The 20,972-nt window shown below is 55.5% G+C and carries 25 protein-coding genes and 1 pseudogene; 8 read left to right on the top strand and 18 right to left on the bottom strand.

The window, feature by feature from the left end; translation table 11 throughout:
• On the top strand, window positions 1-469 hold a 469-nt coding region (locus RDN66_RS06825; RefSeq protein WP_308537718.1), incomplete at its 5' end, for a phosphate acyltransferase.
• A 95-nt stretch (window positions 470-564) separates the two neighbouring features.
• On the opposite strand, the gene yfcD is transcribed toward RDN66_RS06825, so the two are convergent.
• From yfcD to RDN66_RS06805, 4 genes are all read right to left on the bottom strand, one after another.
• The gene (yfcD, locus tag RDN66_RS06820; protein WP_035892498.1) at window positions 565-1,110 is read right to left on the bottom strand and encodes an NUDIX hydrolase YfcD; all 546 of its coding nucleotides are present in this window, start codon (window positions 1,108-1,110) and stop codon (window positions 565-567) included.
• Window positions 1,111-1,166: 56 nt separating this feature from the next.
• Window positions 1,167-1,718 carry a phosphodiesterase gene (gene yfcE, locus RDN66_RS06815; protein WP_035892499.1) on the bottom strand — a complete coding sequence of 184 codons (552 nt, stop codon included), beginning with the start codon at window positions 1,716-1,718 and terminating at the stop codon, window positions 1,167-1,169.
• Between the two features lie 55 nt (window positions 1,719-1,773).
• Window positions 1,774-2,418, bottom strand: a complete 645-nt coding sequence (yfcF, locus tag RDN66_RS06810) for a glutathione transferase (RefSeq protein WP_202217529.1) — start codon at window positions 2,416-2,418, stop codon at window positions 1,774-1,776.
• A gap of 125 nt (window positions 2,419-2,543) precedes the next feature.
• Complete coding sequence (locus RDN66_RS06805) at window positions 2,544-3,962, bottom strand: aldehyde dehydrogenase family protein (protein ID WP_202217528.1); 1,419 nt, start codon at window positions 3,960-3,962, stop codon at window positions 2,544-2,546.
• A 103-nt stretch (window positions 3,963-4,065) separates the two neighbouring features.
• Here RDN66_RS06805 and RDN66_RS06800 point away from each other — a divergent pair, with 103 nt between their 5' ends.
• From RDN66_RS06800 to RDN66_RS06775, 6 genes are all read left to right on the top strand, one after another.
• Window positions 4,066-4,974 (top strand): LysR family transcriptional regulator, encoded by a 909-nt coding sequence (locus tag RDN66_RS06800; RefSeq protein WP_035892503.1) that lies wholly within the window; start codon window positions 4,066-4,068, stop codon window positions 4,972-4,974.
• A 54-nt stretch (window positions 4,975-5,028) separates the two neighbouring features.
• Window positions 5,029-5,391 carry a dihydroneopterin triphosphate 2'-epimerase gene (gene folX / locus RDN66_RS06795; protein ID WP_202217527.1) on the top strand — a complete coding sequence of 121 codons (363 nt, stop codon included), beginning with the start codon at window positions 5,029-5,031 and terminating at the stop codon, window positions 5,389-5,391.
• A 21-nt stretch (window positions 5,392-5,412) separates the two neighbouring features.
• Entirely contained in the window at window positions 5,413-6,309 is an 897-nt protein-coding gene (locus RDN66_RS06790; RefSeq protein WP_202217526.1) for a TIGR01777 family oxidoreductase, read from the top strand.
• A 222-nt stretch (window positions 6,310-6,531) separates the two neighbouring features.
• Complete coding sequence (locus RDN66_RS06785; RefSeq protein ID WP_202217524.1) at window positions 6,532-6,762, top strand: hypothetical protein; 231 nt, start codon at window positions 6,532-6,534, stop codon at window positions 6,760-6,762.
• Window positions 6,763-6,779: 17 nt separating this feature from the next.
• Window positions 6,780-7,337 carry an AlpA family transcriptional regulator gene (locus tag RDN66_RS06780; protein WP_202217523.1) on the top strand — a complete coding sequence of 186 codons (558 nt, stop codon included), beginning with the start codon at window positions 6,780-6,782 and terminating at the stop codon, window positions 7,335-7,337.
• Between the two features lie 67 nt (window positions 7,338-7,404).
• Entirely contained in the window at window positions 7,405-7,917 is a 513-nt protein-coding gene (locus RDN66_RS06775) for a GNAT family N-acetyltransferase (RefSeq protein ID WP_202217522.1), read from the top strand.
• Window positions 7,918-7,930: 13 nt separating this feature from the next.
• Here RDN66_RS06775 and hisP read toward each other — a convergent pair whose 3' ends face one another.
• The 6 genes from hisP to RDN66_RS06745 form a co-directional block, all read right to left on the bottom strand.
• The gene (gene hisP, locus RDN66_RS06770) at window positions 7,931-8,704 is read right to left on the bottom strand and encodes a histidine ABC transporter ATP-binding protein HisP (RefSeq protein WP_123650160.1); all 774 of its coding nucleotides are present in this window, start codon (window positions 8,702-8,704) and stop codon (window positions 7,931-7,933) included.
• Window positions 8,705-8,711: 7 nt separating this feature from the next.
• The gene (locus RDN66_RS06765; protein ID WP_035892511.1) at window positions 8,712-9,428 is read right to left on the bottom strand and encodes an ABC transporter permease; all 717 of its coding nucleotides are present in this window, start codon (window positions 9,426-9,428) and stop codon (window positions 8,712-8,714) included.
• Window positions 9,425-10,111, bottom strand: coding sequence for a histidine ABC transporter permease HisQ (locus RDN66_RS06760; RefSeq protein WP_035892513.1), 687 nt, complete (start codon window positions 10,109-10,111; stop codon window positions 9,425-9,427). Before RDN66_RS06760 ends, RDN66_RS06765 begins: the two co-directional genes overlap by 4 nt.
• Window positions 10,112-10,175: 64 nt before the next feature.
• Window positions 10,176-10,958, bottom strand: coding sequence for a histidine ABC transporter substrate-binding protein HisJ (hisJ, locus tag RDN66_RS06755; RefSeq protein WP_035892515.1), 783 nt, complete (start codon window positions 10,956-10,958; stop codon window positions 10,176-10,178).
• 222 nt (window positions 10,959-11,180) lie between these two features.
• A complete protein-coding gene (gene argT / locus RDN66_RS06750; RefSeq protein ID WP_035892516.1) occupies window positions 11,181-11,963 on the bottom strand; it encodes a lysine/arginine/ornithine ABC transporter substrate-binding protein ArgT in 783 nt (260 codons plus the stop codon).
• Window positions 11,964-12,254: 291 nt separating this feature from the next.
• Window positions 12,255-12,824, bottom strand: coding sequence for a UbiX family flavin prenyltransferase (locus RDN66_RS06745; RefSeq protein WP_202217521.1), 570 nt, complete (start codon window positions 12,822-12,824; stop codon window positions 12,255-12,257).
• Window positions 12,825-12,908: 84 nt separating this feature from the next.
• Between RDN66_RS06745 and RDN66_RS06740 the strand changes: the two are divergent.
• Window positions 12,909-13,022, top strand: a pseudogene (locus tag RDN66_RS06740) (hypothetical protein); the annotation flags it as partial.
• A 74-nt stretch (window positions 13,023-13,096) separates the two neighbouring features.
• On the opposite strand, the gene purF reads toward RDN66_RS06740, so the two are convergent.
• The 8 genes from purF to RDN66_RS06700 all read right to left on the bottom strand — a co-directional run bounded on the left by purF (window position 13,097) and on the right by RDN66_RS06700 (window position 20,967).
• Window positions 13,097-14,614, bottom strand: coding sequence for an amidophosphoribosyltransferase (gene purF / locus RDN66_RS06735; RefSeq protein WP_035892518.1), 1,518 nt, complete (start codon window positions 14,612-14,614; stop codon window positions 13,097-13,099).
• Between the two features lie 33 nt (window positions 14,615-14,647).
• Window positions 14,648-15,136: a colicin V production protein gene (gene cvpA / locus RDN66_RS06730; protein WP_035892519.1), complete on the bottom strand. Its 489-nt coding sequence runs from the start codon at window positions 15,134-15,136 to the stop codon at window positions 14,648-14,650.
• Window positions 15,137-15,332: 196 nt separating this feature from the next.
• Complete coding sequence (gene dedD, locus RDN66_RS06725) at window positions 15,333-16,016, bottom strand: cell division protein DedD (RefSeq protein WP_035892530.1); 684 nt, start codon at window positions 16,014-16,016, stop codon at window positions 15,333-15,335.
• A complete protein-coding gene (gene folC, locus RDN66_RS06720; RefSeq protein WP_202217520.1) occupies window positions 16,006-17,274 on the bottom strand; it encodes a bifunctional tetrahydrofolate synthase/dihydrofolate synthase in 1,269 nt (422 codons plus the stop codon). The genes dedD and folC overlap by 11 nt, the downstream gene beginning before the upstream one ends.
• Before the next feature lie 72 nt (window positions 17,275-17,346).
• Entirely contained in the window at window positions 17,347-18,261 is a 915-nt protein-coding gene (gene accD, locus RDN66_RS06715; RefSeq protein WP_035892521.1) for an acetyl-CoA carboxylase, carboxyltransferase subunit beta, read from the bottom strand.
• 195 nt (window positions 18,262-18,456) lie between these two features.
• The gene (locus tag RDN66_RS06710; protein WP_035892522.1) at window positions 18,457-19,116 is read right to left on the bottom strand and encodes a DedA family protein; all 660 of its coding nucleotides are present in this window, start codon (window positions 19,114-19,116) and stop codon (window positions 18,457-18,459) included.
• 25 nt (window positions 19,117-19,141) lie between these two features.
• Window positions 19,142-19,954: a tRNA pseudouridine(38-40) synthase TruA gene (gene truA, locus RDN66_RS06705; protein WP_202217519.1), complete on the bottom strand. Its 813-nt coding sequence runs from the start codon at window positions 19,952-19,954 to the stop codon at window positions 19,142-19,144.
• A complete protein-coding gene (locus tag RDN66_RS06700; protein WP_035892524.1) occupies window positions 19,954-20,967 on the bottom strand; it encodes an aspartate-semialdehyde dehydrogenase in 1,014 nt (337 codons plus the stop codon). Before RDN66_RS06700 ends, truA begins: the two co-directional genes overlap by 1 nt.
• Between the last annotated feature and the right edge of the window lie 5 nt (window positions 20,968-20,972).

Below are 20,972 nucleotides of genomic sequence, written 5' to 3'. Positions count from 1 at the left end.
TCCAACCGCAGAACAGCTGGCAGAAATCGCTATTCAGTCCGCTGAATCCGCGATTGCCTTCGGTATCGAACCGCGCGTTGCGATGCTCTCCTACTCCACCGGTACCTCTGGTGCAGGTAGCGACGTAGAGAAAGTTCGCGAAGCGACTCGTCTGGCACAGGAAAAACGTCCTGACCTGATGATCGACGGCCCGCTGCAGTACGATGCTGCCGTTATGGCTGACGTTGCGAAATCCAAAGCGCCGAACTCTCCGGTTGCAGGTCGCGCTACCGTGTTCATCTTCCCGGATCTGAACACCGGTAACACCACCTACAAAGCGGTACAGCGTTCTGCCGACCTGATCTCCATCGGGCCTATGCTGCAGGGTATGCGCAAGCCGGTGAACGATCTGTCTCGTGGCGCGCTGGTAGACGATATCGTCTATACCATCGCTCTGACCGCGATCCAGTCTTCACAGCAACAGCACTAATCCTTATTCCGCCCGTTCGCGGGCGGTTTAAAGGCAAAAAAAATCCGGAGACGGGAAGCCGCTCCGGATTTTTTGTATCTGTCTTTTCGTCGCGCTTATTCCGCTTCTTCCTCAGCGTGGGCTTCGTTATTGGCATTGCGGGTCATCCACAGCGCCAACGCCTTCAGAGAATCATCGGTAAACTCATCGCAGCGCGCGGTGATCTCTTCCGGCGTCATCCAGCGAACTTCGCTCACCTCTTCTTCCTGCAGCGCAAACGGCCCGTGAGAAACGCAGCTGAACAGGCTTCCCCAGACGCGACAGTTCTTATCTTCAAAGTAGAACTGCCCGTGATCGGCAAACGGCACGCCAGCAATACCTAACTCTTCTTCCGCTTCGCGGCGAGCGGACTCCAGCAACGGTTCATCAGCCTGAACAACACCCCCAGCGGTGGCGTCCAGCATACCTGGCTGATAGTCTTTCGTCTCCGTACGGCGCTGCACCAGAATTTTCCCCATACCGTCGTGAACGACAATATAGGTTGCCCTGTGACGCAGACACTGTGCGCGCATCTGTTCACGGCTCGCTTGCGCGATGACCTCATTGTCTTCGTTGACAATATCGACCCATTCCGTGCTTGCCAAATGATTCTGCTCGACCATCCGTAAACCTTAAATTGAAAGCGCTCTTACGGCGCGTTTTATGATTGATGGGTAACTTACGGGTTAATGGCAACCTCTGCAATAACCTGTTGATCATTGAGTGCGAAAACTTGCAGCTTACCCTCGTCAAGCATCCCGAAGCTCGCGGCAAAACCGCCTTTAGGAATGCTAACCGAACCAGGATTAAATAAGAATATGTCGCCTCGTTTTTCTGCGACTGGCAGGTGTGTATGGCCATAAACTAGTACATCGCCAGCCGCCAGCGGCGGATGATTGTCAGGGTGATAAAGATGCCCGTGGGTCAAAAACAGGCGCTGCGTTTCGGTGAGCACCTGTTGCCAGGGGGCGGTGATAGGAAACGTCAACAGCATCTGGTCGACTTCGCTATCGCAGTTACCGCGAACCGCGATAATGCGGTCAGCGACCGTGTTCAGTCGCTCGGCAACCTGGGCCGGTGCGTAACCATCCGGCAGCGCGTTACGCGGCCCGTGATTGAGCACATCGCCCAGAATAACCAACCAGCGCGCACCGCTCTCAGCAAAGCGCGCCAGTACCCGTTCCGTGGCCGGTAACGAACCATGAATATCCGATGCAAACATCAGTTTCATTAATCAAATCCCCACAATGATAACCTTGTCATCATAATGGATTTTCACACTTTTTTCAGCCTGCCCGTTTGGCCGAGAGTGCAACATAACGCTGCACGGAGGCTCGCTGCCACTGGAATGTCGCGTAGTCGGCCAGTCTCTCCGGTACATCGTCACCGTTCAGTATCAAGCGATTAAGCATTAGCGCCAGGTCGGTATCGGCAATACACCATTCGCCAAACAAGTTTGGGCGGTCATCGGCGAGTAATACACTGGCGGTGTCAAACAGTTTAGCCGCGCTTTTGCGTCCTGCTTCAGTCAAAGGTGCTTTTTTCTCTCCGGCGAAAATGACTGCCGTGGATCGTTCTTCGCGGATGGGCATCAGGTCACTGCGAAGCCATGCCTGAATCTGGCGCGCACGGGCGCGTTTTTGGAGGTCGTGAGGGTAGAGACGCTCCCACTCCGGCGGCGCGAATCGTTCATCAAGATATTCGGTAATGGCGGACGATTCGCTCAGCTCAAAACCATCAACATCCAGCAAGGGAACGCGACGGGTCGCTGAATAGCCTCGCCAACCCGGCTGAAGGTGTTCACCCAGACCAAGGTTGACGGTTTTGAGGGTAAACGGCAGCCCTTTTTCCTGCAGGGCGACATAGACGGACATCACGTAAGGCGAGAAAAAATCAGAATCAGACCAAAGCGTTATCACAGGCTGGCTCATAGCGTCCTCAATCACAGGCAAGAGATGCACGAACGATGGGCGCAGGACGCGCCCATCCAACATAATAGCCAACATAGCCTGTCTGACAGACTATGTCACTTGCCCGCAACATGAGGATTTTGCAATCACCCTACGACCAGCGTTTTCGGCTCCAGATAGGCCTGCATTCCCCATTTGCCCATCTCACGACCTAACCCCGATTGCTTAACGCCGCCAAACGGCGCCAGCGGCTCATGCTCAAGCGTATTGACCATTACGCGACCTGACTCAATCTGCAACGCCAGCGCTTCACCACGTTCGCGTGAGCCGCTCAGCACCATGGCGTTAAGGCCATAGTCGGTATCGTTGGCAATCGCCAGCGCTTCAGTCTCGTCACGATAGGGGATCAACACCAGCACCGGCCCAAAGATCTCCTCGCGGGCGATACGCATCTGGTTATTCACGTCGGTAAAAATAGTTGGCTTCACGAACCAGCCGGTTTCCTTGCCCGCAACTCGCCCTTCACCACCAACCAGAATTCGCGCGCATTCTTGCTGGCCGAGCTGAATATAGCCCTGCACACGCAGCCACTGTTTCTGGCTGACCATCGGGCCAATCACCGTCTGGCTGTCTCTCGGGTCGCCAGCGGTGAACGCGGTAATAGCGTCGACAAACGCGTGTTCAAACTCCGCCTGGCGTGAGGCCGGCACCAGAATACGCGTCCCCGCAATGCACGCCTGTCCGCTATTCATAAACCCGGCCTCCAGCGCCAGATGTACCGCCGTTTTCACGTCCGCATCATCGAGGATAACCGTAGGCGATTTACCGCCAAGTTCCAGCGTGACGCGTTTGAGCGTGCGGGCACCGCTTTCCACGATGTGTTTGCCCACCGCCGTCGAGCCGGTAAAAGAAATTTTGGCGATGTCGGGATGGTGATTGATGGTTTCTCCCACCACCTCACCCCGCCCGGTGACAATGTTAAACACACCCGCCGGAATCTGGGCGGCATGCAGCGCTTCGGTAATAATTTGCGTCTGCCAGGCACTCATTTCACTCGGTTTGATAACCGCAGTGCAGCCAGAAGCCATCGCGGTCGCCAGTTTGCTACAGATAAAACCGGCGTCGCTGTTCCACGGGGTAATCAGCCCGGCCACCCCGACCGGGGTCATTACCACTGTTGCGCGCCCTACCCGCTCTTCAAAGTTAAATTGTTTCAGTGCATCGATGGCACAGCGAATCGTCTGGGCCGGCCAGGCCGCCATCCAGTTTGCGCGGGCCGATGGCGCGCCGTACTCGGTAATAAGCGCTTCCAGCAGGTCCGCTTCTCGTGCCCGTACGGCCAGGTACATTCTCTCCAGCACCGCAATGCGCTCTTCACGAGTCGTCCGCGACCAGGCCGGAAAAGCGTCTTTCGCCGCCACAATGGCACGCCGAGTATCGTCTTCATCCGCCAGGCGAACCTGGCCAATAACCGCTTCGGTCGCGGGGTTGAACAGGTCAAAAAGCTCGCTGCCGTGTGGGGTAACAAACTCGCCGTTGATATAAATTTTGTCGATGTGCAACATGATTCGGCCCTCTACGCCTTGGATGTTTCACAGTATAGGAACGGCGCATCATTGCGATAAGAGGGTATAATATGGACGACCTGTCACGAAAATCGGGATAATTATGCACCGTAGCGGCCTTACCGAATTGGAAATTGTCCTTGCCGTCGCCCGCAGACAAAGCTTCCGCGCCGCCGCGCGCGAGTTAGGCATGTCGGCGACGGCCGTCAGCAACGCCGTGGCCGGGTTGGAGTCGCGGCTTAACGTCCGGCTTTTCAACCGCACGACCCGCAGCGTCGCGCTGACGGAACAGGGTCAGCGCTATGTTTCACGTATTGCTCCCGCGCTGGCGGAAATTCAGCGCGCCGCCGAGGAGATTGCCGCAGAGCCAGGAAACCCAATGGGGACGCTGCGCATCAACGCCCCGCGCGAATGCGTGTCGCTGCTATTCCGGCTGTTTGAAACCTATCTGCAACGCTACCCGCAGATGCGGCTTGATATCACCACCGAATCACGGCTTATCGACATCGTGTCAGAAGGGTTTGACGCGGGCATCCGTCTCGCCGAGTCCGTCCCGCAGGATATGATTGCCGTCGCCCTGACGCCCGATGCACGCATGCTGATTGTGGGTTCGCCGGACTACTTCGCGCGCCACGGTACGCCACGTTCGCCTGACGACCTCCAGCAGCATCAGAGCATCGGCATGCGCATGTCCCACGGTGGCGTTTACCACTGGGAGCTTGAGTACCATCAGCAAAAATTTACCGTGAATATTCCGCCGCGGATAATCGTCAGCGAAATGCAGGCCATCCACCGCGCGGCGCTCGCCGGGCTGGGACTGGCGTTTATTTCGGAATGGTTTATTCAGGACGAACTCCGCAGCGGCAAACTTATCAGCGTGCTGGATGAGTGGTGCCCAACCTTTGGTGGCCTGCGCCTTTATTATCCGGGGCACCGGCACGTGCTTCCCGCTCTCCGCGCATTTATTGAACTGGCGCACGAACTGAACGCGCGCCAGACGCTGCCGCGCTGAAGATGCTTTAGTGTATGATGTAGAGGAAAACAAAAATTACGGAGAACACCTGCAATGTCTCAGTCTGACGCCATCATTCGCATCAAAAATTTACGCCTGCGTACGTTTATCGGCATTAAGGAAGAGGAGATTGCCAACCGCCAGGACGTGGTTATCAATCTTGAGATTCGCTACCCGGCGGACAAATCACGCAATAGCGAAGATATTAACGATGCGCTGAACTACCGCACCATCACCAAAAGCATAATTCGTCACGTTGAGAATAACCGTTTCTCTTTGCTGGAAAAATTAACTCAGGATGTGCTCGATATCGCACGCGAACATCACTGGGTCACTTATGCTGAAGTGGAGATCGATAAAGTTCACGCGCTGCGCTACGCCGATTCGGTATCCATTACCCTGAGCTGGCAACGCTAAGCGCTCCCTTCGGGAGGTGGCATGAAAATTCTGATTACAGGCGGCACCGGGTTGATTGGCCGCCATTTAGTTCCGCGTTTACTGACGCTTGGGCATACGGTTTGCGTCGTGACCCGCTCGCCGGAGAAAGCCCGCCAGACGCTCGACCCGCGCGTTGAGCTTTGGTCAGGGCTACAGAATATCTCATCGCTCGACGGCATTGACGCCGTTATCAATCTTGCCGGTGAACCTATCGCCGACAAGCGCTGGACGGCGCAGCAAAAGCAGAAACTGTGCGACAGCCGCTGGGGTATCACCCAGCGGATTAGCGATTTGATCCAGGCGAGCACAACCCCTCCTTCGGTACTGATTTCTGGATCGGCCACCGGCTATTACGGTGACCTTGGTGAAGTCGTGGTGACGGAAGAAGAGCCACCGCATAACGAATTTACCCATAAGCTATGCGCGCGCTGGGAGCAAATTGCCTGCACTGCGCAGAGCGACCGCACCCGAGTATGCCTGCTGCGTACCGGGGTGGTGCTGGCGCCAAAAGGCGGCATTCTTGGCAAAATGTTGCCGTCGTTTAAGCTCGGCCTCGGCGGCCCTATCGGCAACGGCAGGCAGTATCTGGCGTGGATCCATATCGACGATATGGTCAACGGTATTCTGTGGCTGCTGGATAACGATTTGCGCGGGCCTTTCAACATGGTTTCACCTTACCCGGTGCACAACGAACAGTTTTCTCATGCCCTTGGCCAGGCACTGAATCGCCCGGCGATTCTTCGCGTTCCCGCCACCGTTATCCGCCTGCTGATGGGTGAATCCTCGGTACTGGTGCTGGGCGGTCAGCGCGCGCTCCCCAAACGGCTGGAAGCCGCCGGGTTCGCGTTTCGCTGGTACGATTTAGACGAAGCGCTGGGCGATATTCTCGCCCACTAAGTTTTCATACAACGGTGATGGCGCCTGGCTATCACCGCCCTTCCCCCACTTCTGGAATTCGCCACGCATTTCGGCCATCGAACGCATCTCCCTCTGATACAAACGTGAAGCCGATTCCAACGCGTTACCTCTCGCTTTGTCATAACAGGCCAATGCGCATTTTTGCGCCAGCTTATCGTTGACATTCGTCAACAAAATATCAATACTCTGCGGGAACCACTGATGAAGGAACATCCAGATAAGCATATCAGGGCGGCCATTGATTACGCGTTAAAGCACGGCTGGTTGTTTATCGCTGGCGGTAAAAGCGCCCACTGCTTTGGCCGTTTACAGTGCGGCACGGCCGAGCATCGCGATCATATGATGAGCATATGGTCGACACCTGCCGTTCCGCTGCATCACGCGCGGCAAATCATGCGCATGGTCGAGAGCTGTCAGCCCAGACATTCGTAGAACAAGGGAGAAACGAAATGCCGTTATTTAACTTCACGCTGACGCTTTCAGGCGTCAGCAGCAGTACGCCAAATCTTGAAGAGGCGCTTTATCATGCACATTGCGATGATGCCCTGATCTGCTTTTACGGGACGGCGGTCTATCTTGATTTCGACCGAGAAAGTGACACATTAGAGCAGGCTATTCTTTGTGCTATTAGAGATATTGAATCCGCCCCCTTGCTCAATGCACGTGTCGAATCAGTTGATTCAACGCTGGTTGGGCTTAGCGATATTGCCGAACTCACCGGCGTTTCCCGGCAGGCAATTTCACTGCTTAAAGACGGGGCTCGCGGTGGTGGTCAGTTTCCTGCGCCCATTCAGCGCGTAAAGGGTAACTCCCCACTCTGGCGCTGGCAGACGGTCGTGCAATGGCTGGTAGCAGAGGGACGCATCGACGAGACTTCGCCGATGGTCGCCCATGCCCGCACGCTGGATAGCCTCAACCTGGCACTACAGCTTCGCGCCTCTCAGGAGAGCAAAACGGTACTGCACTATTTCCAGCGTCTGGAACACACGACCGCCTTCAGTGGCTAATTCCGTGCCAATCCATCACCTCCGGTGCTAAAGTACGGCTTCAGATTTGGCTTAATGGCATAGGAAAATGGCAATCCTCACCACCCTGCGGCTAAGGCTTTCCCCCTTTAACGAAGGCGATTGGCCCTTCTTTCTTCAGCTGCGACAAAACCATGAGGTGATGCAGTTTATGGGGGAAGTGCTGGACAAAGCGGCGATACGTGCAATTTTTACCCGACGCTGTAACTCCCCCGCAATCTTTGTTATCCGTGATGAAAACGGTACGCCGCTTGGCGATATAGGGCTGCAGATCAGCAGTAAAAATCCCCATGAGGCGGATGTCGGCTACGCGCTACTGCCAGAGGCACAAGGCAAAGGATTTGCCAGCGAGGCGCTAGGTGCAATATGCGATTATGGCTTTCAACAGCTTGGCCTATGGGCCATCAATGCCTGGGTGCTAGGCGATAATCAAGGTTCGGCAAGGCTACTGGAAAAGCACGGTTTTATCCGCACGCAGGTGCTTACAAAAGCCTATCGGCTGAACGGCAAAGATTACGATGATTGGGTCTATCGGCGGGAAAACGCCCCCACGCACGCGTGAGGGCGAGTGAAGTTTACTTTAATGCACCGCTAAGGAACTGCTGTAAACGCGGGCTCTTCGGATTGCCAAACACCTCTTCCGGATTACCCTCTTCCTCAATTTTGCCCTGATGCAGGAAAATCACGTGCGAGGAAACGTGACGAGCAAAGCCCATTTCATGGGTCACCACCACCATGGTTTTCCCCTCTTCCGCCAGCTGCTGCATAATGCGCAGCACTTCGCCCACCAGCTCTGGGTCAAGCGCTGAAGTCGGTTCATCAAACAGCAGCACTTCCGGCTCCATCGCCAGCGCACGGGCGATAGAAACACGCTGCTGCTGACCGCCGGACAAATGCACCGGGTATTTACTCTGTTGGCGCTCGTCGATGCCCACTTTTGCCAGGTACTTCACCGCGCGTACGCGCGCGTCCTGTTTGCTCAGGCCAAGCACCTGAATCGGCGCTTCCATGACGTTTTCCAGCACCGTCATATGGCTCCACAGGTTGAAGTGCTGAAACACCATCGTCAGGCGCGTGCGCAGCAGGCGGAGCTGGTTTTTATCGGCCACCTTCAGCTGGCCGTCATTATCGCGCACCAGACCAATGTTCTCACCGTTAACAATAATGGTGCCTTCGCTTGGCTTCTCAAGGAAGTTAATGCAGCGCAAAAAGGTACTCTTGCCGGAGCCGGACGAGCCGATGATGCTTATCACATCCCCGGCGTTCGCCTTCAGCGATACGCCCTTCAGCACCTCGTGCTCGCCATAGCGTTTGTGCAGGTCGATTACGTTTAGTTTTTTATCAGACATCATATTCTCAGTGCGTAGAAGACGGTTTCATGTGCTGTAACCAGCGCTTTTCCGCTTTGCGGAACAGGCTAATCAGCACATAAGAGATGACCAAATAAAGCACCGCCGCAATGCCGAAGGCGGTAAAGGGTTGATAGGTTGCCGAGTTGATATCGCGCGCAATCTTGAGCAGGTCGGGCACGGTGGCGGTAAACGCCAGCGCCGTCGAGTGCAGCATCAGGATAACCTCATTGCTGTAGGCCGGCAGCGCAATGCGCAGAGCCGAAGGCAGAATGATGCAGCGATAAAGCTTAAACGACGAAAAGCCGTAAGCGCGAGCCGCTTCCACTTCTCCTGCCGGTACCGAGCGAATCGCCCCGGCAAAAATTTCGGTGGTGTAAGCGCAGGTATTGAGCGTCAGCGCCAGCACCGTACAGTTGAGGCCGCTGCGGAAGAACGCGTTGAGCAGCTCGGTGCCTTTCACAATTTCGAGCGTGTACATACCGGAGTAAAACACCAGCAGCTGCACGTAGAGCGGCGTACCGCGGAAAATATAGGTAAACAGCCACACCGGAAACTTGATGTATTTATTGCTGGAGACGCGTGCAATCGCCAGGAACAGCGCCATGACGCCGCCCATCACCACCGACAGCACCAGCAGCCACAGCGTAATCGCCACGCCGGTGAAGCGATAACCATCGGTCCACAGCAACGATTTCCAATACTCCTGAATGATCTCAATCACAGGTCAGCCCTCTTGACGCCCACGGAGTAGCGGCGTTCGAGCAGCAGCAACACGCCATTGGAAACGGTAGTGAACAGCAGATAAATCAAGCCACAGACGATGGCGAAGTAGAACGGCTCCCAGGTGCTTTTCCCGGCAAGCTGGGTGGCTTTCACCACGTCTTCCAGCCCCAGCAGCGAGACCAGCGCGGTCGCTTTAAGAATAACCTGCCAGTTGTTGCCAATGCCCGGCAGCGCATAGCGCATCATGGCGGGGAACAGAATACGGCGGAAGGTTTGCGCACCGGTAAAGCCAAATGCCGTCGCGGCTTCAATATGCCCTCTCGGCACCGCCATAAACGCGCCGCGAAAGGTCTCGGTGAAATAGGCTCCGTAGATAAAGCCCAGGGTGATGATACCGGCGATCATCGGGTCGATATCAAACTGCGCCAGCCCGAGCGCGTCGGTCAGCACGTTGAGCGCCATCTGCAGCCCGTAGAAAATCAGCAGCATCAGCACCAAGTCTGGCACGCCACGAATCAGCGTGGTGTAGCCTTCAAAAATTAACGCCAGCACGCGATTTCGGGAGAGCTTCGCTCCCGCGCCGACCAGCCCAATAAGCACGGCCAGAACCACTGAGCTGATTGCCAGCTCAAGGGTGACAAGGGCGCCCTGAAAAATTACCTGTGAAAACCCGTACAGCATGCTGCCAGTCCTGTCTTTACGCCCATCGTTTCGTGCGTGCGAAACGATGGGTTACTCGTGATGATTACTCGCCGTATACGTTAAAATCGAAGTACTTCTTCGCCAGCTTGTCGTAGGTGCCGTCGGCACGCATATCAGCAAACGCCTTATTCAGCGCGTTTAACAGCTCGGTGTCGTCTTTACGCAGACCCATACCGGTACCGACCCCGAACAGCTTCACGTCTTTAATCGACGGGCCGCCGAACTGGTAGTCTTTACCGATAGGCTGTTTCAGGAAACCTTCACTCGCCGCCACTTCATCCTGGAATGCTGCGTCAATACGACCAGCGGTCAGGTCAGAGTAGATATTGTCCTGTCCCTGGTAAGAGACAATTTCAATACCTTTCGGCGCCCAGTGTTCGTTACCGTACGTTTCCTGAGTGGTACCCTGCAGTACGCCCACGCGCTTGCCTTTCAGCGTGGCGAGGTCAGGCGTAATTGGGGAACCCTTTTTCACCACCAGACGAGAGTCTGCGGCGTAGAGTTTGTCGGTAAAGGCGATTTCCTGCTGGCGTTTTTCAGTGATCGACAGCGATGACATGATGGCATCGATTTTCTTCGCTTTCAGCGAGGGGATCAGGGCGTCCAGCGGGTTTTCCACGAAGGTACATTGTGCCTGGATGCGCTTACACAGCTCTTTTGCCAGGTCAATGTCGAAACCCACTAATTCACCCTGTGCATTCTTTGATTCGAACGGTGCATACGTAGGGTCGGTACCGATACGCACTTTTTGCGGGATTGCTGCAAATGCGCTTGATGCAGAAGCAAGCGCTAATACCAGAGAAAAAGACAACGCCAGTTTTTTCATAATCATCCTCTACAAGCTGTGATTCTTGTGTGTTTTTTAGAAATAATCTGAGCGGTTATCGTGCCATCTTTCGGCCCTTCAAGGCAAAGCATTCTGCCCTTCAGCCTGGCTTTTTTCTCATTAAAAATGCTTAATTATGCAACCTCGCGCAACTTTCGAACAAAAAACGCACCATCATGGTGCATAGCAACATTCATGCACCATGATGATACATACGGCGTATTAGTCGCCGTAGACGTTAAAGTTAAAATACTTCTTCGCCATCTTGTCGTAGGTGCCATCGGCACGCAGTTCAGCTAACGCTTTATCAAATGCCGCCTTCAGCTCCACGTCATCTTTACGCAGCCCAACGCCAGTGCCGTCGCCAAAGAATTTTTTATCTTTAACCGACGGGCCAGCAAACTCAAAATCTTTACCAGCAGGCTGTTTCAGGAAGCCTTCGCTTGCAGCCACTTCATCCTGCAATGCCGCGTCCAGACGGCCTGCAGCCAGATCGGCGTAGATCAGGTCCTGGTTTTGATACGCCACCACGTCCACGCCTTTGCTACGCCAGTTTTCATTAGCGTAGGCTTCCTGCGTTGAACCCTGAAGCACGCCGATGTGCTTGCCCTTCAGCCCGTCCAGCGTCGGTTTAATCGGGGAGCCTTTAGCGGCAATCAGGCGGGAGTCCGCAGCGTACAGCTTGTTGGAGAAGGCAATCTCCTGCTGGCGTTTCTCGGTGATCGACAACGAAGAGATGATCGCGTCAATTTTCTTCGCCTTCAGTGACGGGATCAGCGCGTCAAAATCGCTGCCAACCCAGGTACACTTGATGCTGGCGCGTTTACACATTTCGTTGCCCAGATCGATATCAAAGCCAACAAAATCGCCTTTGGCATCTTTCGATGAGAACGGCGCGTAGGTGGCATCGGTGCCGATGCGAATGCTCTGTGGCAGTGCGGCAAATACGCTGGAGGCGCTGCTGAGACCCAGCAGCAAAGAGAGAGCCAGAACCGTCTTTTTCATACGTTCCCCTATTAAACCGTGATGTCGTTAACTGCTAATAGTTATGTTGTGTTGTGTCTGCAAGACCTACTCTGCATCTTCCGTGCCATCTTTAACCCTGCAAAATAAACAATGTTAAATATGTTAATAAAAAGATAACAAGAGGTGATCATCAGGAAAGATATCAGCCGCTACGTATAAATCGAGCACAAAAGTGCAAACGGGATAATTAAATATCGAGGATTTGATCGGTGTTACAGAATTGTCCTGAAACAGGGCGAAATCGACATTGTGCACAACATGGGCGCAGAACTATGCACCGGTCCAGCGGGTAAAGAGATCTTCTGGGAGTTCGATATCGAAAAGATCGAGCACGCGGTTAACGGTCTGGTTAATCACGTCGTCCAGCGTTTGCGGACGATGATAAAACGCCGGGACCGGCGGCATGATCACCGCACCGATCTCCGCCGCTTGGGTCATCAGGCGCAGATGGCCCAGATGCAGCGGCGTTTCGCGCACGCACAGCACAAGCGGACGGCGTTCTTTCAGAACGACGTCGGCAGCACGAGTCAACAGGCCGTCGGTATAGCTGTTTACAATACCGGAGAGCGTTTTTATCGAGCACGGCAGAATAACCATACCCGCGGTTTTGAACGACCCGGAAGAGATGCTCGCGGCAATATCTCGCGCATCGTGCACCACATCCGCCAGCGCCTGAACGTCGCGCAGCGAAAAATCCGTCTCCAGTGCCAGCGTTTGCCGCGCCGCCTGGCTCATCACCAGATGCGTTTCGACATCCGCTACCGTTTGCAGTATCTGCAGCAACCGTACGCCGTAAATAGCGCCGCTTGCGCCGGAAATACCAATGATGAGTCGTTTCACACGAACCGCCCTGTAGCCATAATGGGGCAAACTTTGCCGGATTACGGCGCCAGACGCAACCGTAATACGTCGCTATCGGTCATCAGCTTTGATAATCGCCAGACGGCGGTGGAGAAGCAGTCGTTAACCTTTATCCCGTGGTTTAGCTGGGCCAACCGTGGCGAAGGCGAAATGCGGATTTGGGTGGACGAGGCGTAAAAACGCCTCGGCCGGGCTACGCACCCCACGTAGCCCGGTCGAGCGAAAGTAATGCGGGGAAAATCCCCGAACATTTACCCTTCGTTATGCATCTCTAAATTTTCCACTTCATTCTGCAACTGCACCGCTTTCGCGTCGTCGTTACGCAGAGAGTCGAGGAAATCAAGATAGCTCTGGTCGACATCTTTGGTCACGTACACACCGTTGAACACCGAGCATTCGAACTGCTGAATATCCGGGTTCTCCGCGCGTACCGCGTCAATCAAATCGTCCAAATCCTGGAAGATAAGCCCGTCAGCGCCGATTATCTGGCGAATCTCATCCACTTCACGCCCGTGAGCAATCAGCTCGGTGGCGGTTGGCATGTCGATACCGTAGACGTTCGGGAAACGAATTTCCGGTGCGGCGGAAGCCAGATAAACTTTCTTCGCGCCAGCTTCACGAGCCATCTCGATAATCTGCTCAGAGGTGGTCCCGCGCACGATGGAGTCATCCACCAGCAGCACGTTCTTATCGCGGAACTCAGCCCGGTTAGCGTTGAGCTTGCGGCGAACGGACTTACGACGCAGCTGCTGGCCCGGCATGATAAAAGTACGGCCCACGTAGCGGTTTTTCACAAAGCCCTGGCGGTATGGTTTGCCGAGAATACGGGCAATCTCCAGCGCGATATCGCAGGAGGTTTCCGGAATCGGAATCACTACGTCGATATCGAGGTCTTCCCATTCACGTGCAATCTTCTCGCCAAGCTTGGTCCCCATGTTCACACGGGCGCTGTAGACGGAAATCTTGTCGATAAAGGAGTCCGGACGCGCGAAGTAGACGTACTCGAACAGGCACGGGTTGCTCACCGGGTTGTCAGCGCATTGACGGGTGAACAGTTGGCCATTTTCGGTAATGTAAACTGCCTCGCCCGGCGCAACGTCACGCAGGAATTCGAAGCCGAGGGTGTCCAGCGCCACGCTTTCGGAAGCCACCATGTATTCGGTGCGACCGTCGCCGATATCGCGCTTGCCCAATACCAGTGGACGAATGCCGTTAGGGTCACGGAAAGCGACCATGCCGTGGCCGATAATCATCGCTACGCATGCATACGCACCGCGAATCTGGCGGTTGGTAGCGGCGATGGCGGCGAAGATGTTGTCTGCTTCCAGAGGATAGTGACGGAAGTTATCCAGCTCGCTTGCAAAGATATTGAGCAGGATTTCAGAATCGGAGGTGGTGTTAATGTGACGGCGTTTTTCTTCAAACAGCTTTTGACGTAACTCGTGCGCATTGGTCAGGTTGCCGTTATGCGCAAGCGTAATACCGTACGGGGAGTTGACGTAAAAAGGCTGGGCTTCAGACGCGCTGGAGCTGCCCGCCGTTGGGTAACGCACGTGGCCAATACCCATGTTGCCCTGCATACGCTGCATGTGGCGGGCTTCAAAGACATCGCTCACCAGACCGTTCGCTTTACGCAAGCGGAAGCAGTTGTTGGCATCAATGGTGATGATGCCAGCGGCATCCTGTCCACGGTGCTGCAGCACCGTTAGCGCATCATAAATCGACTGGTTAACCGGCATGACACCGGCGATACCGACAATACCGCACATACGTCTTTTCCTCGTTAAGCAACGACCCAAAGCTTATACTTTGGGCAAGAAACTTGACGAGCTTTGAAGGTATTCAAAAAACCATCTGATAACCGGCGAGAAATAGGGAATAAACTGCGAATGCTGCCAGTCATCGCTTTTGGACATTCCGGTAAAGGTGTCAAGGAAGAACAAGATAGCGGCGATGATCAGCACCCCACGTAGCGCGCCAAAGCAGATCCCCAATACCCTGTCTGTACCCGACAGACCGGTTTTCTCCACCAGCTGACCTATCACAAAGTTGACGATAGCGCCGACGATGAGCGTCGCGATGAACAGCGCCGCAATAGCAATCCCATTTCGAACCCGTTCGTCCTCAAAGCCCGTAAACCAGACAGACAGGTCAGTGTAGTAATGGCTGGCAACGTAGAAGGCACAGCCCCATGTCACCAACGATAATGCTTCACGAACAAAGCCGCGGATGAGGCTTACCAAGCAGGATAAGCCCAGCACCGCGATAATGGCGTAATCAATCCAGACCATATACGTCCCACGATTTTACGCCCTGTCATCCAGTTCGGGCGCATTCTAACAGAAAAAGAAAACGTTTGCGTAGGGATTTCCTTCCCCGGCGTAAATAAAAAATGGCGCTGAAAAAATATTCAACGCCATCGTTTTTGGGTGGCTTTTGGCGTTGTTCAGGCCTCGCCCCTCAGGGGTGAGGGAGAAAACCTACGCCTTAGTTCGGCGTATATCCCATCACTACACCACTCAGCCCCGACAGCTGCTTCAACTCACCAAGTGAGCCTTTCAGCTTATCTTTCGAGGCATCCGGGCCAACCAGAATGCGGGTGATTTTACCCTGAACGGGCGTCGAAGGCGACGTGTAAGCGTGATAACCCGCACCGCGCAGACTCGCCACAATTTCGTTCACTTTATCCGCATTCTTCAATGCACCAAGCTGCACCACATACGCTTTGCCTACCGGCGCCGGTTTCTCTTCCGGCGCGGCTTTCGGAGGTGGCGTCGTTGCCGCAACCTGTTCAGTCACTGGCTGCGGTTTTGGCTGCGGCTTCGGTTTTTCTACCGGTTTAGGCTTTGGCAGTTCAGCCGCAGGCGGGATCTGCTCGAGCTCGCCGTTGCCGCTAACTGACAGACGGCTGGAATCCAGCGACGGCGCAGCGGCATCTCCCGCCCTCACCTCTTCAGCCGCGCCTTCAGGCGGCTGAGCAGGCAGCGCCTGCGTCGCCGTCGGCAGCATATCTGGCTCATCGCGATCGCCCGGTTTCGGCACCAGCGGGATGGCTGCAAACTCATCCTGATAATGCTTTTTTTGCCCGTCAAGCAGCCCTGGCAGCACAATGACCCCCAGCGCGACTAATACAATCGTCCCGACGAGACGGTTTTGAAACTTACTTGCCACCGGCACTCCCCGCGTCCAACACTTCCATCACATGCGCTACCGTGTGGAACGAACCACACACCAGCACCGTATCTTCAGGCGCTGCATCAGCCATGGCCGCATGCCACGCCTGTGCCACATTGCTATAAATGGCACCAGCGCGCAAATGTTCGCACAGCTGTTCCGCCGTCGCACCGCGCGGCCCTTCAAGCGGCGCGCAGTACCAGCTATCCACAACGTCTTCCAGACACGCCAGCGTACCGGCGATGTCCTTATCATGCAGCATACCAATAACCGCCAGCACTCGCCCGGTTTTCGGCAATGATTTGAGACGCCCAGCAAGATAGGCCGCGGCGTGCGGATTATGCGCCACGTCAAGAATCACCCGCGGCTCAAGCTGGATGGTCTGGAAACGGCCAGGAAGAATCGCGCTGGCAATACCTTCGCGGATAACCTCCTCGCTCACCTTCAGCCCGCTGGCACGCAGCGCGGCAAGCGCCGTGGCGGCGTTAGGCTGCGGCACGTTTGGCAGCGGCAGGTTACGCAGTTCGCCCTGCGCGTCGCTGAAGGTCCAGCTATCACCTTCAACGCTATAGCGCCAGTCAACGTCACGCTGCAGCAGCTGCGCGCCTTTTTCGCGAGCCACATCGGCAATGGTGTGCGGCATATCCGGCTCTCCGACTACCGCCGGACGATGAGCGCGGAACACACCCGCTTTTTCGCGGCCAATGCTTTCACGGTCCGGCCCCAGCCAGTCGGTGTGGTCCAGCGCGATGCTGGTGACGACAGAAACGTCGGCATCCACAATGTTAGTGGCATCCAGGCGCCCGCCCAGACCCACTTCCAGAATCACCACATCCAGCGCAGCCTGCTTAAACAGCCACAGCGCTGAAAGCGTACCGTACTCAAAATAGGTAAGCGATGTTTCGCCACGCGCCGCTTCTATCGCCGCAAACGAGGCGGTGTGGGCGTTTTCTGGCAGTTCAGCGCCCTGAACACGCACGCGTTCGGTGTAGCGAACCAGATGTGGGGAGCTGTAAACCCCCACCTTGTAGCCCGCCGCCATCAGGATAGTTTCCAGCGTGCGGCAGGTGGTGCCCTTGCCGTTCGTACCTGCAACGGTAAAGACAAACGGCGCTGGCTTCAGCACGTCCAGATTCCCGCCCACCTGACTTACGCGCGCCAGGCCGAGATCGATAGTTTTGGAGTGAAGATTTTCCAGATAAGAAAGCCACGTAGCCAGGGGCGACGTGGCCTGAGGAATAAGATGTTTGTCCATGGTGTCGCAACTTCCAACAGCGGTGAGTAAAAGCAAAAAGGGCAGAGCCACCCGGCCCTGCCCTTTGGATTATCAGGCCTCTGGTTCCTGATCCGGTACCGGTGGTACCACCACGCTTTCGCGCGGCGCGTCCGGGTTCGGTGCCGGGAGATTCATCAGCTTCGCCAGAATGCTGGCAAGCTTCAGACGCATTTCCGGGCGGCGAACGATCATGTCGATAGCGCCCTTCTCGATGAGGAACTCACTGCGCTGGAAGCCCGGCGGCAGTTTCTCACGAACGGTCTGTTCAATAACGCGTGGACCGGCAAAGCCAATCAGCGCTTTCGGCTCAGCGATGTTCAGGTCGCCGAGCATCGCGAAGCTCGCAGAGACGCCACCCATGGTTGGGTCGGTCAGCACGGAGATGTACGGTAAACCGCGTTCCTGCATTTTCGCCAGCGCCGCAGAGGTTTTCGCCATCTGCATCAGTGACATCAGCGCTTCCTGCATACGCGCACCGCCGGAAGCGGAGAAGCAGATAAGCGGGCAGTTGTCTTCCAGCGCCTGTTCAACGGCACGGACAAAACGCGCACCGACAACAGAACCCATTGAGCCGCCCATAAAGGAGAACTCAAAGGCCGCACCGACAACCGGCATACCGTGCAGGGTGCCTTTCATTACGATCAGCGCGTCTTTTTCACCTGTCTCTTTCTGAGCAGATGCCAGACGGTCTTTGTATTTTTTAGAGTCACGGAACTTCAGCACGTCTTTCGGCTCAAGTTCACTACCCAGTTCTACCAGGGACCCTTCATCTAACAGGCTATGCAGGCGATTACGCGCTGACATACGCATGTGATGATCGCACTTCGGGCAAACCTCGAGGTTACGCTCCAGCTCAGCGCGATACAGAACCTGACCACAGCTATCGCATTTGGTCCACACCCCTTCCGGGATGCTCGCCTTACGGGTAGGTGTGATATTGCTTTTAATTCGTTCAATCCAGCTCATTGATAACCTTTCTGCCTGAACCTGGTCGATGCCAGTTTTGCCATAAGGGGGCGCGCATAATGCCACTTTTGCCCCTCATAGACCATGAATGTTGCACATTAAAACATAACAGCCCGAAACTTGGCATAAAAAAGTGGTCGAACCGCGAAACATGTCGTAACAGGGCACGGCTGAATCGTGCCCTGCGTGCAGGGTTTATTTTGCCTGTTTTGCTGCCTTGCGACGGTGACGAATCACTTCAATCACGCCCGGCAATATCGACAGCACGATGATGGCAACAATCAGCAGTTTCAGGTTTTCCTGAACCACCGGCAGATCGCCAAACAGGTAGCCCGCGTAGGTGAACAACAGCACCCAAAGCAGCCCACCGGTCACGTTGTAGATAGCAAAATGACGATAGGACATATGGCCCATTCCCGCCACAAATGGCGCAAATGTTCTGACGATAGGTACAAATCGCGCCAGAATAATGGTTTTTCCGCCGTGCTTATCGTAGAACGCATGGGTTTTGTCGAGGTAGCTACGACGGAAGATTTTCGAGTTCGGGTTGCTAAAGAGCTTCTCACCAAACAGCCGACCAATGGTGTAGTTCACCGCATCGCCGACAATCGCTGCAATGACCATCAGCACCACCATCAGATGGACGTTGAGATCGTTGGTTGGCAGCGCCGACAAGGCACCGGCAACAAACAGCAGCGAGTCGCCCGGCAGGAACGGCGTCACCACCAGCCCCGTTTCGCAGAACAAGATCAGGAACAAAATGGCGTAAACCCAGATGCCGTACTGCGCAACCAGCTCCGCCAGGTGCACATCAATGTGCAGGATGAAATCAATCAAAAAACGGATGAGATCCATATTGTCTTAGCCCTAAATGACTTCGTTAGTCCGCCAGGAAAAGCGGGCCCATCGGCGCGGCGGGCAGTTCAAAGTGGGCGGGATAGTCTACCGCCACCAGATACAGCCCTTCCGCTTTTGCCGTTGCCGCGGCAAGCGTCCTGTCTTTTGCCGCCAGCAGTTCTGCAATCCAGCTCTCCGGCTGGTTTCCTGAGCCAACTTCCATCAGGCTGCCAACAATATTCCTTACCATGTGATGCACAAAGGCGTTTGCTTTAATGTCCACCACAATATAGTTGCCATAGCGCGTCACGTTGATATGCATAACGTTACGCCATGGCGTACGCGACTGGCACTGCACCGCACGAAACGAGGTGAAGTCATTCTCGCCCAGCAGACTCTGTGCGGCGCGGTGCATCCGCTCCGCATCCAGCGGCTGGTGATAATGCGTCACGCCCTGGCCCAACACCGCCGGACGCAGCCGGTGGTTATAGATGACGTAGCGGTAGCGACGCGCCGTCGCGCTAAAGCGGGCGTGAAAATCGTCGGGAACAGCTTTCACCCAACGCACCGCGATGTCACCAGGTAAATTCGCATTTACCCCCAGCGTCCATGCGGCGTCTTTACGCGACGCGCGGGTTTCAAAGTGCACCACCTGACCCGTGCCGTGAACGCCCGCGTCGGTACGCCCGGCGCAATAGACGTTGATAGGCTCGTTGGCCACCTGCGAGAGCGCTTTTTCGAGCTTCTCCTGCACGCTGCGCACTTCATTTTGCCGCTGCCAGCCGTAGTATTTGCTGCCGTCGTACTCAATGCCCAGCGCAATTCGATAGACCGGCAGTTGCTCCATGTCAGACATTAGTACAGATACTCCTGCACCAATTTTTCAGCGGTTTTGACCGCCATCAGCGCGCCGCCAAAGCGAACGTTATCGGCAACGGACCAGAACTGAACCTGCTCCGGCATGCCGTAATCGTTGCGTACGCAGCCGATAGAGAGATGCGCACTGCCGGTCGCATCGCCAACCTGAGTCGGGAATTCCCCCTCTTCAGACAGCACGATGTCTTCGCCACGGGAGAAAGCATCGCGCGCTTCTTCCGCAGACAGCGGGCGCATGGCTTCAAAGCTCACCATCTGCGCGTGGCCGTAGAACACCGGCGACTGCACGCAGCTTGCAGAGATCATCAGGCCTTCGTCCTGCAGGATTTTGCGCACCTGGTCGACAATACGACGCTCCTCGCGCACGCTACCTTCACGGTCCGGCAGCAGCGGCAGCATGTTGAACGCCAACTGACGACCAAAGAAATCATCTTCATCAATCGGAATACCGTTCAGCAGCTTGGCGCTCTGCCCTGCCAGCGCATCAACGGCTTTCTTGCCGTGCGCGGAGGCGGAGATCAGGCTGGTCACGTTGATACGCGACAGGCCACCGTCATCAATCAGCGGCTTCAGTGCGGCCAGCAGCTGGCTGGTCTGGCTATCGGCTACGGCGATCAGGTTACGGTTGCGATAATCTGCCATTACGAACGGGTTCACGTCCGGAACGACCAGCGGCACGTCCGGCTCCAGCGCAAACAGACCGCTGAGGTCGATAACCAGGCAGCCCGCGTTGGTGGCTTCTTCGGCATAGCTTGCCGACGCTTCTTGACCCGCGGCAAAGAATGCCAGTTGAGCCTGAGTCCAGTCGAACTCTGCGGCGTCCTGCACTCTGACCGATTTACCGTTAAAACGCAGATGTTCACCCGCGCTGTCGGTGCGCGCCAGCGCATAGATATCACCCACCGGGAACTGACGTTCAGCAAGGGTTTCAAGCAGGGCTTCGCCTACGGCGCCGGTTGCGCCCAGGATGGCAATATTCCAGCCTTCAGACATGGTGA

This window comes from uncultured Kluyvera sp., assembly GCF_902485085.1.
Taxonomy (GTDB): Bacteria; Pseudomonadota; Gammaproteobacteria; order Enterobacterales; family Enterobacteriaceae; genus Kluyvera; species Kluyvera ascorbata.
This window is presented reverse-complemented; position numbering and strand designations above follow the sequence as displayed.